Origin of the sequence: Nocardioides sp. GY 10127 (assembly GCF_004919085.1) — a bacterium.
Classification (GTDB): Bacteria; Actinomycetota; Actinomycetes; order Propionibacteriales; family Nocardioidaceae; genus Nocardioides.
In genome coordinates this window covers 26,070-39,368 of record NZ_STGL01000009.1, presented here as the reverse complement: position 1 = coordinate 39,368, position 13,299 = coordinate 26,070, and the positions used below count along the sequence as shown (strand labels likewise).

Below are 13,299 nucleotides of genomic sequence, written 5' to 3'. Positions count from 1 at the left end.
ATGCGCCGCGTCCTCATCCCCGTCCTCGTCCCCACCCTCGCGCTCGTCCTCGCCCTCGCGGCGCTCACCGGGCTCGCGTTCGCCACCAACCCCGGCAGCACCGTCACCAAGGCCCGCCTCGAGCGCGCGCTCCCGGCCGTCTTCGCGCACGTCTACGTGCAGGAGCAACGCCTGGCCGGACGCACCGGGCTCACCGTCGCCGACCTCGACCCGGTCGCCATGTGCGACCGCGGCGGCCCGAGCGTGGCCGACACCGGCCCGGGCTCGGACTGGGTCTGCCTCATGAGCTGGCAGGACCCCGAGGTCCCCATGCCCACGGAGGGCTACGGCAAGTTCGAGCTCACCGTGCGCAGCAACGACTGCTTCACCGCCTCCAGCCCGTCCAAGCTCGTCGGCTACGCGACGATGACGGACGCCTCGGGCAAGACCGTCACCAACCCGGCCTACGAGTTCGACGGGTGCTTCGACCCCGACACCTCGAACACGCCCACCGGCCACACCTTCCCCTCGCTGCTCTCCCTCACCAGCACCACGGCCCAGGTGGACGCCTCGGGGCACCCCCAGGTCCAGCTCGGCTGCGGCACCGGCAGCGACGGCTGCGCCGGCACCCTCACCGCCACCGTGGCCACCGCCGACGGCAGCACCGGGCGCAGCCTGGGGAGCGTGCCGTTCGACCTCGCCGAGGAGCAGGTGAAGACCGTGACGCTGCCCGGCCGGCTGCGCGCGGGCGACAGCCAGGTCGTCGTCACCCTCTCGACCACCACCGGGGTGGGGTCGAGCAGCCCGGCCACGCTGGCGGTGCAGGGTGCGACCGGCTGACGCACGCCTCGCCCCCGGCTCCGGCGCGGGTCCCGGGGAGGGGGTCGGGGAGCACGCCTACGCTGAGGCCGTGCCCCCCGACCAGCCCGCCCCGCGGGTGCTCCTCGCCGAGGACGACCCGCGGCTGGGGCTCGTGCTCGAGCAGGCCCTGAGCGAGGCGGGCTGGGAGGTCACCCTCGTCGGCGACGGGGGCGCCGCCTGGGCGGAGGCCAGCGAGCCGGGCGCCCACGACGTCCTGCTGCTGGACTGGATGCTGCCGGGCCGCAGCGGCGTGGACGTCGTCCGCGCCCTGCGGGCCGACGGCGTGACCACCCCCGCGATGGTGCTCACCGCGCGCGACCAGGTGCCGGACCGCGTGCAGGGCCTGGACGCCGGCGCCGACGACTACCTCACCAAGCCGTTCGACCTCGAGGAGCTGCTGGCCCGGCTCCGCGCCCTGCACCGGCGCGGGGCCACCCCGGTCGCCGCCGACGTGCTCGCCTGCGGCGGCCTGGCCCTGGACCCGGCCGCCCGCGTCGTCACCCGCGACGGCGCGCCGGTCGAGCTCACCGCCCGCGAGTTCGACCTCCTCCACCTCCTCCTCCGCGCGCAGGGCGCGGTGGTCACCCGCGACCAGGTCCTGGCCGCGCTGTGGGACCCGGGCACCGACCTGCGCAGCAACGCCATCGACGTCCACGTCGCGGGGCTGCGCGCGAAGGTCGACCGCCCGTTCGGCACCGCCACCGTCACGACCGTCCGCGGCGTCGGGTTCCGGGTGGACGCCGGGTCGGGCGGCTGAGCCCGTGACGCCCGCCAAGCCCGCCCCCGAGCCCGCCCCGTCTCCCGCCCCGTCTCCCGCCCCGTCTCCCGCCCCCGTCTCCCGACGCACCCGCCTCCGGCGCCGGGTCTCCCGACTGCCGCTGCGGCGGCGCCTGGTCGCCGGGTTCGTGCTGGTGATGCTGGTGCTCCTCACCAGCGCCGGCGGGTTCGTCTACTGGCGGGTGGAGTACGCGCTGGACCGCGGCCTCGACGACGACCTCTCCACCGCCGCGTCCACCCTCGCCACCCGGGTCGGGGAGGACGGCGAGGTGAGCGCACCGCTCACCGGCACGCCGGTCGCCGCCTGGCAGGTGCTCGACGCGGACGGGCAGGTGCTCGACTCCTCCACGCCGGGCGAGGTCCCGCTGCTCCCCGTCACGGAGCTGCCGACCGATCACGCGGCCGGCGACACCGTCACCGAGGACGTCGGCTCCCTGCTGCCCGCGGACGCCGGCGCGGTGCGTGTGCGGGCCGTGGCGCTGGGCACGAGCGGGACGGGCCGGCCCGCGTGGCTGCTCGTCGCCGTCGACCGGGCCCACCGCGACGAGGCCCTGCGCGAGCTCGTGCTCCAGCTGTCCCTGACCAGCCTCGGCGCGCTGGTCGTCTCGGGGTTCGTGGGCGACCTGCTCGCCCGGGCGGCCCTGCGGCCGGTCGAGCGGTACCGCACCCGGGCGCTCCAGATCGCCGACGGCGCCAAGGGCGGGCTCGCCCTGCGCCTCGACGTCCCGCCCGACCGCGACGACGAGATCACCCGCCTCGGCGCCACGTTCAACCACCTGCTCGACGTGCTGGCCGTGGCGCTGGAGCGCGAGCAGCGGTTCGTCCGGGACGCCGGCCACGAGCTGCGCACCCCCCTCACGCTGCTGCGCACCCGCATCCAGCTCACGCTGCGCCGCGAGCGCTCGACCGAGGAGCTACGGGCGGCGCTGCGCGAGCTCGAGGTGGACGTCGACGCCCTGGCCGAGCTCGCTTCCGTGCTGCTCGCGGGCGCCGCGCCCGAGTCCCTGGGCAGCGGCACCGACGCGGACGCGACCGCCCGCGCCGTCCTGCGGGACTACGCGGCGCTCGTGCCGGGCGACGACCTGCGCACCGACCTGGGCGCCCCGGGCGCCCGGGTCTCGCCGCCGCCGTCCTCGCTGAGCCGGACCCTGGTCAACCTCCTCGACAACGCCCGCGCGCACGGCGCCGCGCCCGTCACCGTCACGAGCCGCACCGACGCCGGCCACTACGTGCTCGCGGTCGCCGACGCCGGGCCCGGCATGCCGCCGGCCCTCCTCGCCACGGCCACCGAGCGCTTCGTGCGGGGGGACGAGGCGCGCGGCCGCGCCGGCTCCGGGCTCGGCCTCTCGCTGGTGGCGGGCCTGCTGCCGCCGGGCGGCGAGCTGCGGCTGTGCCAGCGCGGAGAGCACCGGGTCGAGGGCCCCGGGTCGGCCGGTGCCCCGCCGTGCGCGCACACCGACGCCTTCACGGTGACGGTCGTGCTACCCCTCGTGACCGGCCCGCCGCCCGGCACCGGCAGCGGGCCCGGCGCCACCGCCGGCCCGACCGCCTAGGGTCGGGTCATGGACTTCGCCGACGCCGTCTGGGCCGCCGTCGACCGCCTGCTGACCCCGGGCCCCGAGGGCGGGGCGGACGACGGCCTCACCGACGCCCGCCTCGCCGAGGCCATGGGCCAGCCGCTGCCGGTGCTGCGCGCCGTCCTCACCGCCGGCGACGACCGGTTCGAGGTCGTGACGGCGAAGGGCAAGCAGCCCTGGGTGGTGCGCCGGGCCTGAGCCCAGGGCAGGCCCAGGACGGGCACCCTGCCGGGTGGTCTGGCGCCGCCGGGCGCGGGGAAACGGGTGGCTGCGACGTCCACCCGAGACGTCCCCCTTCTCGAGAGGACCCCTCATGGCGACCCGCACCAGCAACGACCCCGGCCCGAGCGTGAAGGACCCCGAGCTCTACGAGCGGCTGCGCGAGGAGGGCAACAGCAAGGAGAAGTCGGCCCGGATCGCGAACGCGGCGGCCGCGTCGTCCCGCTCGGAGGTGGGCGGGCGCGGAGGCTCCTCCCCCGCCTACGAGGAGTGGACGGTCGAGGAGCTGCGCGGACGGGCGCGGGAGCTGGACGTCGCGGGCCGCTCGAGCATGACCAAGGACGAGCTCATCGAGGCGCTGCGGGAGCACTGAGCCCGGCGTCCTGCTCCTCCCCTGCTACCCGCGCTCCCCGCGCTCCTCGCCCGCCCGGCTGGTGAGCGGGAGGCTGCGGGGGCTGACGAGGTGGCGGGCCGTGCCGTCGACGGGGTCGGTGAAGGCGAGCTCGCTGGCCAGGAGCTGGAGCGGCCGGGAGAAGTCGTCGATGTCGACGTGGAGGTCGACCGGGTAGAGCGGGTCGTCCACGATCGGGGCGCCGAGGTCGCGCAGGTGCAGCCGGAGCTGGTGGGTGCGGCCCGTGCGCGGGGAGAGGCGGTAGACGGCGAGGTCGCCCCGCCGCTCCTCCAGCTCGACGAGCGTCTCGGCGTTGACGGGGGCGTCCGGGACGACGTGCGCCCGACCCGTCCGCGGGATGGCGGCGATGTGGTTGCGCACCGTCAGCGGCTCCTCGAGGCCGGGGAGGTACGGCGCCAGGGCCCGGTAGGTCTTGCGGACCGTGCCCGCGGCGAACATCGACTGGTACTCGGCGCGCCACCCCTTGCCGACCGTGCAGAGCACGAGCCCGGAGGTCACCCGGTCGAGGCGGTGCATGGTCGTGAGGTCGGGCAGCCCGAGCTCCTCCCGGGCCCGCACCACGAGGCTCTGCACGACGTGGTTGCCGCGCGGGACGGTGGAGAGGAACGGCGGCTTGTCGAGCACCACGATCCGCTCGTCACGGTGCACCACCACGAGCTCGCCCGGGACCACCGGCTCCTCGCGCAGCTCACGGTGGAACCACACGAACACCTGGGGCCGGTACCGCTGCTGCTCGTCGACCGGCTCGCCGTCCGAGCCCACGAAGCGTCCGGCCGCGAGCATCGCCTCGACGTCGACGCGGTCGTCCACGGCGTCGCGCAGCCACTCCCCGATCGTCCGCCACGGCGCCGGACGCTCGGGGTTGGCGTGCGGCGTCACCACCCACGCCGCCTGCAGACCGTGCCGGGGCGGGAGCGGGGAGCGGGGCACCCGGGCAGCGTAGTGACCTGGTGCTCGGCGGCTGCGGGGGGCGGTGCGTGAGCAACGTGGTGTGGCTGCCGGTTGGTTGCTGAGCCACCGCTGATCGGGTCTTCGGCGACCGGCGGTGCGCCAGCAACCTGATGCGGCGGCGGGTCGGTTGCTCAGCCACCGCTCCTCAGCAGGACACCGAGGGGCGGTGCGCCAGCAACCTGATGCGGCGAACCGGTTGCTCAGCCACCGCTCCTCAGCCGGCCCCGGACGTCATACAGCTGAGCCGTCTCAGGGCCACTTCGCATGACGTCCCGCAGTCGCCACTCGGGACGTCATACGCACCGCACTGATCCACGGCCGGTTCGTATGACGTCCGGCGCCGGCGGGCCGCATGCGGTCGACCGCGGCGTCCCCGACCTGAGAGCAATTTCCGACTTCCGCATTCCCATGACAAGCCCCGATTGACGACCTAGCGTCCTGCGAGCACGCGGCGACTCGGGCCGTGTCGACGAGAGGAACACGATGAACCAGACTCCCCCGCCCGGTTGGTACCAGGACCACTCCGGAACCGGGCTCCGCTACTGGGACGGGCAGAAGTGGACTGAGCACACGGCTCCGGGCGGCGATGCCGGCGGCTCCACGGCACAGCGACCCGAGGTCGCCGGGGCAACCGCCCAGGCGGGAACCTCCCACGCAGCGGACCCGGACCCCGCCAAGAAGAACTGGTTCGTGAGGCACAAGGTGCTCAGCGGCCTGATCGCCGCGTTCCTGCTCCTCACGTTCATCGGCGCCCTGAGCGGAGAGGACGAGGACACCACGCCGGCAGCCGCGGAGACGGGGACGAGCGCCGTCGACGTCGCGGAGAGCGACCCGACACCGGCTACCGAGGACGAGCCTGACGTGGAGCCCGTCGACTCCGACGGCGACGGGGTCACCGACGACGAGGACTACGCGCCCGACGACCCCAAGGTCCAGACCGCCGACGATGTCGACACCGACAAGGACGGCGTCCCGGACTACAAGGACGCCTTCCCGAAGAACGCCAAGTACAGCAAGGACAGCGACGAGGACGGTGTAGCCGACCAGCTCGATGCCTTCCCGGACGATGCGCGGTACAGCAAGGACAGCGACGGCGACGGCGTGGCTGACGAGAAGGACGCTTTCCCGAAGGACCCGAGCCGCTCCAAGATCACGCTCGCCATGTCCAACGCACTGGCTGCGGCCAAGGACTACCTGCAGTTCCAGGCGTTCAGCCGCCAGGGCCTCATCGACCAGCTGTCGTCCGACTACGGCTCCGGGTTCAAGCTCGCCGACGCCACCTGGGCAGTCGACCAGCTGGACACCGATTGGAACAAGCAGGCGGTCCGGGCGGCCAAGTCGTACCTCGACTTCCAGCCGTTCTCCCGGCAGGGGCTGATCGATCAGCTGTCCAGCGCCTACGGGTCGCAGTTCACCGTCGCCCAGGCGACATACGCGGTCAACAAGATCGGTCTCTGACCCGGCCTCACGTCCGCGCCGAGGACGTCATACGAACAGGGCCATTCCACGGCCTGTTCGTATGACCTCCGACGGCCGGCGCGGGCGTGCCTGAGCAACGCGGTGTGGCTGCGGGTCGGTTGCTCAGCCACCGCTCCTCGGCCGGCCCCGGACGTCATACAGCTGAGCCGTCTCAGGGCCACTTCGCATGACGTCCCGCACCCGCCACCCGGGACGTCATACCCACCGCACTGATTCACGGCCGGTTCGTATGACGTCCGGCGCCGGCGGGCTGCTGGCGAGCGGTGCGCCAGCAACCTCAGCGGCCGACTCATCGGTTGCTGAGCCACCGCTCCCCAGCAGGACGCCGAGGGGCGGTGGCTGAGCAACCTGCTGCGGCAGCCAACAGGTTGCTCACGCACCGCCCACCAGCTCAGCCGCCACCGGCGGTGCGCCAGCAACCCCACCGGGCGACACAAAGGTTGCTCACACACCGCCCACCGGCCAGCCAGCCGGCAGCAGCCACCAGCCACCGTCAGCCCGGCAACCCGTACACCCGCCGCGCGTTCCGACCCGCGATCGCGTGAAGCGCATCGACGGCATCGGCCTCGGAGCAGTCACCGCGCCGCAGCCAGGTGCCGAGGGTGACGGCCATGCCGCGCCGCCACAGCACCGACCCGAGGAAGTGCAGCTCGGGCGGGCCGAACGCGTCGGAGGAGTACAGCTGCTTGGCGAACGGCGCGAGCTCCATCGCCTCGCCGACCAGCTCGACGGAGCGGGGTCCGAGGTAGTTGATCGCGAGGCCGATGTCGAAGCTGACGTGGTCGAACGCCTGGGCGAGGTAGGCCGCCTGCCGGTGGAACGGGTAGCAGTGCAGCAGCAGGACGGGCACGGTGACCGTCCGCAGCAGCGGCAGGAGCAGCAGCGGGTCGGTGCGGTGCAGGTCGAGGTCGCGGTCGCCGAAGCCGACGTGCAGCTGGATCGGCAGTCCGAGCGCGGCGGCCTCGTGCACCGCGAACGCGATGAGCACGGGGTCGGCCACCCGCGGGGTCTCCCCGTCGGGGGTGGCGGCCGCGAGGGCGGAGGCCGCCGCGGCCACGGCCGCGTCGGTGGGCCGCGACCAGTCGATGTCGAACCCGCACCGGTACGCGGCGATCGACTTCACGCCGACCTGCTCGGGCCCCGCGGTCGCGGCGGCGAGCCGCGTCCGCACCTCGTCGGCGACGTCCGCGGGCGCCACCTCGGCGACCACGCGCTCCACCATCGGCTCCAGCCGGACGATCTCCGACCAGGTGCCGCCGCCGGTCCCGGCCAGGGCGGTCGGCGACTGCACCGACCCCCCGGAGAAGCCGGTGTCCACGACCCAGCGCTCCACGCCCGCGGCGGAGGTGAAGCGGCGGGCGAGCTCGTCGGCACCGAGCGCCGAGCGGGCCTCCCAGTACTCCTCGCCGCCGGCGTGGGCCGGCAGGCCGAGCAGGGGGGCGCACCAGCGTCGCAGCGAGAGGCCGAGCGGCGTCGCGAACGCGGAGTCCCAGGCGGGCACGGGGTCGGTCGAGGCCTCGACCAGCGCGTACTCGAAGGCCGAGCGCTCGACGTCCGCGGTGAAGGCACCGTGCACGTGGTGGTCCACGAGCGGCACCTCCCGGACGGCGCGGGCCAGCCCGGCGGGGACGACGTCCTCGATCCCCGACAGCAGGTCCAGGTCGGGCGGCAGGCCCGGGGTCTCACCAGCCGGCATAGGGAGCCACCTCCTCGTCGGTCACCACTCCGGCCGCAGCATCTCGCACGGCCCAGCCCAGGATCTCGGCGGCCCTGGCGGCCTCCTCGGCGGTGAGCACGAGCGGGGGCGTCACCTCGAGGGTGTTCCCACCGACGTAGTGAACGACGGCGCCCAGCTGCCACGCCCGGTAGACCGTGCGCGCGGCCAGCGCCGGGTCGGGCGCGCCGTCGGCGTCCACGAGCTCGACGCCCAGCATGAGGCCGCGTCCGCGGACCTCCCCGAGCCGTCCGGCCCAGTCCTGCGCCCGCAGCCCCTCGGCCAGGACGGCGCCCACCGTGGCCGCCCGCTGGGGCAGCTCCTCGGCGACCAGGGTGGCGAGCACCGCCCGGCCCACCGCGGTGGAGAGCGGGTTGCCGGCGGTGGTGAGCAGCGCGGACCCCACCGGCCCGTCCAGGACGTCGGCCGGGCCGACCGCCGCGGAGAGCGGCAGCCCCCCGCCCAGCGCTTTGCCGAACGTGACGATCTCGGGCTCGATCCCGTCGTGGGCGAAGGCGTGCAGCAGGCCGGGGCGGCCCAGGCCCACCTTCACCTCGTCGCAGATCATCAGCACGCCGTGCCGGCGGCACACCTCGTGCAGCCGGGCGAGGAACCCGTCGGGCGGGACGACCATCCCGCCGTCCGACAGCATCGGCTCGACGAGCAGGCAGGCGACGGTCCCGGAGGCCAGGGCCTCGTCCGCCGCGGCGAGGATCGCGACGACGTCCGCCTCGATCCCCTCGGGCCCGGGGCGGAAGGGGTTGGGGTAGGGCAGGAAGACCGCGTCGGGGTCGGCCTCGGCACCGGCCTCCACGTGGACGCCGGAGACGCCCATCGCGACGCCGACCCCGCCGTGGTAGCTGTGCTCGAACGCCACGACGGTGCGCTGACCGGTGGCGTGCCGGGCCGCGCGGATGGCGACGTCGTTGGCGTCCGACCCGGCGTGGCCGAGGTAGACGCGCCGGTCCCCGGAGCCGGGGACGACGGCCAGCAGGTCCTCAGCGAGACCCACGGAGGCGGGGTGGACCGCCGACAGCCCGCCGGCGCCCGGGGCGTCGACGGCCGCGCGGGCCAAGGCCTCGGCCACGGCCGGGTGGCCGTGGCCGAGACCGCACGCGGTCCAGGTGGCGGAGAGGTCGAGCAGCTCCGAGCCGTCCGGCGTGACGAGCGTCGACCCGTGGCCGGAGACGACCTCGATCGGGAAGAACCGGAGCTTCTCGATGCCCGCGACGGCCCGTGCGTCCCGCTCGTAGAGGCTGACGCCGGCCGGCGCGGTCGTGAGGGTCGGGTAGGGCAGCGTGGGGCGGGTCGGGAGCGTGGGGCTGCCCGCCGTCATCGGGCCTCCACCACCTCGGCGGTCGCGGCCGCGCCCTCGTTGAGCTCGGCGGTGAGCCGGGCGCCCACGGCCTTGGCAGTGCGGGAGGCGACGAGGGCGATGACGAGGCCCACGAGGCACCACCACAGGCCGAGGATCGTGGCGTCGAACGGCGAGGTGGCCGAGGAGACGTTGGTCCACAGGACGATGAGGATCACGACCGCGCCGATGACGGGCAGGACGACGCCGCGCAGCTTCGCGTGGCCGCCGTGGACGTGGTGGAAGCGGGGCGCGACGACGAACCAGGCGGCGGCGACCTCGACCATGAAGTAGCAGATCATCAGCGAGACCGAGCCGGCCACCGCGAAGAGGAAGTAGGTGTCGTTGGCGGCCGAGCCGGAGCCCATGTCGGGCCAGCCGGTGATCCCGCAGAGCAGGTTCGCGACGAGGCCGACGACGATGACCAGCCAGCTGGCGCGGCGGGGGCCGCCGGTGGAGTCGACGACGCCGAGGGCGGCCGGGCCGAAGCCGTCGCGGGCGAACGCCATGAGCATGCGGCCCGAGGTGGCGGCGGTGGCCATGTGGCAGCCGAACGCGGCGACGGTGGCGGTGAAGATGATGATGAGCGAGAACCACTGGCCGATGTAGGTGCTGCCGAGGTCGCCGAGGGTGTTGCCCGAGGAGGCGAAGGCGTCGAGGCCGGCCTGGTCGGTGCCGAAGCCGACGGTCTGGGCGAACATCACGAAGACGAAGAGCACGCCGGTGAGCACGAGCGAGCCGGCCAGGGCGCGGGGGATGTTGCGCTTGGGGTCGTCGGTCTCCTCACCCATCGAGGCGCAGGCCTCGAAGCCCGCCCAGGACAGGAACGCGGAGACCACGCCGGAGAAGACGGCCGACGGCCCGCCGTCGCCGAAGGAGAACGTCGAGAGGTCGAGGCCGGTGGTGTCGGCGCCGCCCTTGCCGAGGATGACGAAGGACAGGATCAGCATCGCCACGATGCCGACGCCCTCGATGCCCAGCAGCAGCTTGGCGAGGAACGAGACGTCCCGTCCGGCCAGCAGCAGCGAGACGGCCGCGCCGACGACCACGACGAGCAGCCACGGCAGCTGGAAGGGGTCGGCGGAGTCGGGCTGGAGCTCGGCGAGGAAGGCGTTGACGAACGCCGCGGTCAGCGCCAGCGTGCCGATCGAGAAGCCCAGGTAGGCGCCGAGCATCGCGAAGCCGGAGAAGAAGCCCGAGCGCGGGCCGACGGTCGCGCCGACCAGCGCGTAGGAGTTGCCGGCGTGGTGCAGGTGCTGGGTGAGCCGGTAGAAGGAGTAGCCCACCAGGGAGACCCCGATGATGCCGATGACGAAGACCAGCGGCACCGAGGCGCCGACGGTGCCCACGAGGCCCTGGCCGTTGCCGGACATCGCGAGGGTCGGGCCGATCGTGGCCAGCGAGAGGGCGAGGGCCACCCAGAGGGGCAGCCGTCGGCGTTGCGTGGGAGTGGCGGTCGAGCTCATCAGGGGCCTTCCGGTGGGTGGGTCGGGGCAGGGCAGAACGGGGCGGGACAGGGCGGATCAGGGCGTGACGGCCCGGGGCGCCGTCGCGGAGGACGACGCCCTGACGGGCGGCGGTGGAGCGGCTGGTGCGGGAAGCGGGAGAGGAGGGTGGAGAGAGGGACAGTCGGGGTCAGCAGGTCCAGGCGAGGCGCAGCGCCTCGGCGACGTCCGCGACCGGACGCTCCCCGAAGGTGTCGGCCTCGTAGGTGCGGACGGCCAGGACGCCGCCCACGATCCCGTCGCCGAGGAGGCGGCGGGCGCGGGCGGAGCCGTCGAGCGCGGCGAGCGCGTCGCGCTGGGTGGTGGGCAGCGGCGGCAGCGTCGCGCCGTCGGGGGCGTCGGTGACCTCGGCCGGCAGCTCGGTCTTCTCCTCGATGCCGTCGAGGGCGGCGCCGAGCATCGTCGCGACGGCGAGGTAGGGGTTGGTGCTGGGGTCGACGACCTTGAGCTCCACGTTGGCGCCGTGCGGGTTGCCCTGGGTGGCGCCGAGCAGGCGGACGGCGGCCTCGCGGTTCTCCAGGCCCCAGCACGCGGCGGCGCCGGCCCAGTTGCCCGGCTGCAGCCGGACGGGCGAGAGCACCGAGCCGGCGTGCAGCGCCAGCAGCTCGGGCAGGCTGTCGACGAGCCCGGCGACCGCGTGCTGCCCGGCCTCGCGCATCCCGTGGGGGCCGTCGCCGCCGGCGAGCAGCGGGCCCTCCTCGTCCGCGAGCGAGAGGTGCAGGTGGGCGCCGTTGCCGGCCTCGCCGGCGAACGGGACGGGCGAGAAGGAGATCCGCAGGCCCTGGGACTCGGCCGCGCGGGAGAGCAGGATGCGCGCGAGGACGACGGCGTCGGCGGCCTCGACGGGCGGCAGCGGCGGCAGGGAGAGCTCGAGCTGGTCGTGGCCGTACTCGTCGTGCAGCTGCTCGATCGGCAGGCCGGCGGCGGCGAAGCGGGCGGTGACCTCGCGGAGCAGGCCGGCGTGGGCGAGCGAGGTGCGCACGCTGTAGGGCGACCACGGGGACGTCGTGGAGTGGCTCCCGTCGGGGGCGAGGACGGTGCACTCCAGCTCGGCGCCGACGAGCACGCTGAGCCCGAGGTCGGCCGCGCGGGCCGCCTGGCGGGCCAGGGCGCCGCGGGTGCACATGGACGAGGGGGTGCCGTCCTGCTCGTAGAACTCGCCGGGCGCCCAGGCGACGCCGTCCTCGACCGGGCGGGCCTGCGTGGGGTCGACGCGGATGCGCAGGTCGCCGACCACGCCGAGCTCGGGGGTGAACGCGATGCCGCTGTCGACGCAGAACACCGACCAGCTCGGGGAGGCGCCCATGCCGGAGCGGTGGAAGGCGGGGACGCGGTCGAGGGGCACGTACTTGCCACGGGTCACGCCGGCGAGGTCGGTGACGGACCCCAGCAGCAGCTGGGTGCCGGCCTCTCGCAGGGCCTGGGTGCTGCGCTCGACCTCGGCGTCGGTGCGCGTCTGCAGGGCGGTCACGGGCGGTCTCCTCACGGATCGGTTGCGGGGCGTCGAACGGCGTGCCCCACGGCGGTGCAGCCATCATCCTGCAGCCGAAGAATGTCACGCATGTTTCAGATCAGTATCGAATGACTCGTCTTGTTCGATCCATTACAAACGCCGCAGAATGTGGGCATGTGCCGCCTCCTGGGGATCGTCTCCCCCGCCCCCTCCACCGTCGCCGGCGTCGTCGGCGAGACGACCCTGACCGAGCTCACCGACCTCGCCCGCCTGCACGGTGACGGGTGGGGCATGGCGGCAGGAGGAGCGGGGCTCGAGCCGTCCGTGCAGGTCAGCGCGCTGCCGGCCAACACCGACGCGCAGTTCGGCGCGGCCGTCCACACCGGGGCGTCCACCGCCTCCGTCGTCCACCTGCGCTGGGCCACCTCCGGGATGCGGGTCGAGCCGCAGAACTCCCACCCGTTCACCGCCCAGGGCATCGCGTTCGCCCACAACGGCTCGCTGCGCCCCGTCGAGACCCTCGACACGCTCCTCACGGACGCCGAGCGCGCGGCCCTGCACGGCACGACCGACTCCGAGCGCTACTTCATGCTCGTGCGGCGCCACCGCGCCTCGTCCCCCGACCTCGGCACCGCCGTGCTCGCCGCGGTCGCCGAGCTGCGGGCGCACTTCCCTGTCTCCAGCCTCAACGCCCTCGTGCTGGACGAGCACCAGCTCGTCGCCGTGCACGCCAGCGCGACCGCGGTCCTGCCCGCCGACGACCTCGACGAGATGCAGTCGGCCTGCATGCCGGCCGAGCACGTGGAGGACTACTTCGGGCTCCGCCTGCGCCACGGCGCCGACGGGTCGGTCGTCATCGGCTCCACCGGCTTCGGGTCGGCCGAGTCGGCCGACCCGGCCCAGGGCGGGCAGTGGCAGGGCGGGTGGGAGCAGCTGGAGCCGGAGTCGGTCACCGTCGTCGACCTGGCCACCCGCGCCGTCCGCACCCTCCAGCTCGCGCCCGCCTGACAGGGTGGGG

12 protein-coding genes are annotated in these 13,299 nt (G+C 74.5%); 7 read left to right on the top strand and 5 right to left on the bottom strand.

Going from position 1 to position 13,299, the window contains the following annotated elements:
* The 5 genes from E8D37_RS16905 to E8D37_RS16885 all read left to right on the top strand — a co-directional run bounded on the left by E8D37_RS16905 (position 1) and on the right by E8D37_RS16885 (position 3,786).
* On the top strand, positions 1-819 hold the full coding sequence (locus E8D37_RS16905) for a hypothetical protein (RefSeq protein ID WP_136571007.1): 819 nt from the start codon (positions 1-3) through the stop codon (positions 817-819).
* A gap of 70 nt (positions 820-889) precedes the next feature.
* On the top strand, positions 890-1,597 hold the full coding sequence (locus tag E8D37_RS16900) for a response regulator transcription factor (RefSeq protein WP_136571006.1): 708 nt from the start codon (positions 890-892) through the stop codon (positions 1,595-1,597).
* A gap of 4 nt (positions 1,598-1,601) precedes the next feature.
* Positions 1,602-3,170: an ATP-binding protein gene (locus E8D37_RS16895; RefSeq protein WP_276606509.1), complete on the top strand. Its 1,569-nt coding sequence runs from the start codon at positions 1,602-1,604 to the stop codon at positions 3,168-3,170.
* Between the two features lie 9 nt (positions 3,171-3,179).
* On the top strand, positions 3,180-3,392 hold the full coding sequence (locus E8D37_RS16890; protein ID WP_136571005.1) for a hypothetical protein: 213 nt from the start codon (positions 3,180-3,182) through the stop codon (positions 3,390-3,392).
* A gap of 115 nt (positions 3,393-3,507) precedes the next feature.
* Entirely contained in the window at positions 3,508-3,786 is a 279-nt protein-coding gene (locus tag E8D37_RS16885; RefSeq protein ID WP_136571004.1) for a Rho termination factor N-terminal domain-containing protein, read from the top strand.
* A gap of 24 nt (positions 3,787-3,810) precedes the next feature.
* On the opposite strand, the gene E8D37_RS16880 is transcribed toward E8D37_RS16885, so the two are convergent.
* Positions 3,811-4,755 carry a pseudouridine synthase gene (locus E8D37_RS16880; RefSeq protein WP_136571003.1) on the bottom strand — a complete coding sequence of 315 codons (945 nt, stop codon included), beginning with the start codon at positions 4,753-4,755 and terminating at the stop codon, positions 3,811-3,813.
* A gap of 504 nt (positions 4,756-5,259) precedes the next feature.
* Between E8D37_RS16880 and E8D37_RS19960 the strand changes: the two genes are divergently transcribed.
* Positions 5,260-6,234, top strand: a complete 975-nt coding sequence (locus tag E8D37_RS19960; RefSeq protein ID WP_168929801.1) for an Ltp family lipoprotein — start codon at positions 5,260-5,262, stop codon at positions 6,232-6,234.
* Positions 6,235-6,748: 514 nt separating this feature from the next.
* On the opposite strand, the gene E8D37_RS16860 is transcribed toward E8D37_RS19960, so the two are convergent.
* The 4 genes from E8D37_RS16860 to E8D37_RS16845 all read right to left on the bottom strand — a co-directional run bounded on the left by E8D37_RS16860 (position 6,749) and on the right by E8D37_RS16845 (position 12,299).
* Positions 6,749-7,951 carry an amidohydrolase family protein gene (locus tag E8D37_RS16860; RefSeq protein ID WP_136571002.1) on the bottom strand — a complete coding sequence of 401 codons (1,203 nt, stop codon included), beginning with the start codon at positions 7,949-7,951 and terminating at the stop codon, positions 6,749-6,751.
* Entirely contained in the window at positions 7,938-9,305 is a 1,368-nt protein-coding gene (locus E8D37_RS16855; RefSeq protein WP_136571001.1) for an aminotransferase class III-fold pyridoxal phosphate-dependent enzyme, read from the bottom strand. The genes E8D37_RS16860 and E8D37_RS16855 overlap by 14 nt, the downstream gene beginning before the upstream one ends.
* Positions 9,302-10,789, bottom strand: a complete 1,488-nt coding sequence (locus tag E8D37_RS16850) for an APC family permease (RefSeq protein ID WP_136571000.1) — start codon at positions 10,787-10,789, stop codon at positions 9,302-9,304. The genes E8D37_RS16855 and E8D37_RS16850 overlap by 4 nt, the downstream gene beginning before the upstream one ends.
* A gap of 169 nt (positions 10,790-10,958) precedes the next feature.
* Entirely contained in the window at positions 10,959-12,299 is a 1,341-nt protein-coding gene (locus E8D37_RS16845; protein ID WP_206055821.1) for a glutamine synthetase family protein, read from the bottom strand.
* A gap of 156 nt (positions 12,300-12,455) precedes the next feature.
* On the opposite strand from E8D37_RS16845, the gene E8D37_RS16840 reads away from it, so the two are divergent.
* Positions 12,456-13,289 carry a class II glutamine amidotransferase gene (locus E8D37_RS16840; protein WP_136570999.1) on the top strand — a complete coding sequence of 278 codons (834 nt, stop codon included), beginning with the start codon at positions 12,456-12,458 and terminating at the stop codon, positions 13,287-13,289.
* Positions 13,290-13,299 lie beyond the last annotated feature (10 nt).

Excerpts from the sequence above, each read along its gene's own strand:
- E8D37_RS16905 (WP_136571007.1), top strand. The coding sequence starts at position 1 with ATGCGCCGCGTCCTCATCCCCGTCCTCGTCCCCACCCTCGCGCTCGTC.
- E8D37_RS16890 (WP_136571005.1), top strand. The coding sequence starts at position 3,180 with ATGGACTTCGCCGACGCCGTCTGGGCCGCCGTCGACCGCCTGCTGACC.
- E8D37_RS16885 (WP_136571004.1), top strand. The coding sequence starts at position 3,508 with ATGGCGACCCGCACCAGCAACGACCCCGGCCCGAGCGTGAAGGACCCC.
- E8D37_RS19960 (WP_168929801.1), top strand. The coding sequence starts at position 5,260 with ATGAACCAGACTCCCCCGCCCGGTTGGTACCAGGACCACTCCGGAACC.
- E8D37_RS16860 (WP_136571002.1), bottom strand. The coding sequence starts at position 7,951 with ATGCCGGCTGGTGAGACCCCGGGCCTGCCGCCCGACCTGGACCTGCTG.
- E8D37_RS16855 (WP_136571001.1), bottom strand. The coding sequence starts at position 9,305 with ATGACGGCGGGCAGCCCCACGCTCCCGACCCGCCCCACGCTGCCCTAC.
- E8D37_RS16850 (WP_136571000.1), bottom strand. The coding sequence starts at position 10,789 with ATGAGCTCGACCGCCACTCCCACGCAACGCCGACGGCTGCCCCTCTGG.
- E8D37_RS16840 (WP_136570999.1), top strand. The coding sequence starts at position 12,456 with ATGTGCCGCCTCCTGGGGATCGTCTCCCCCGCCCCCTCCACCGTCGCC.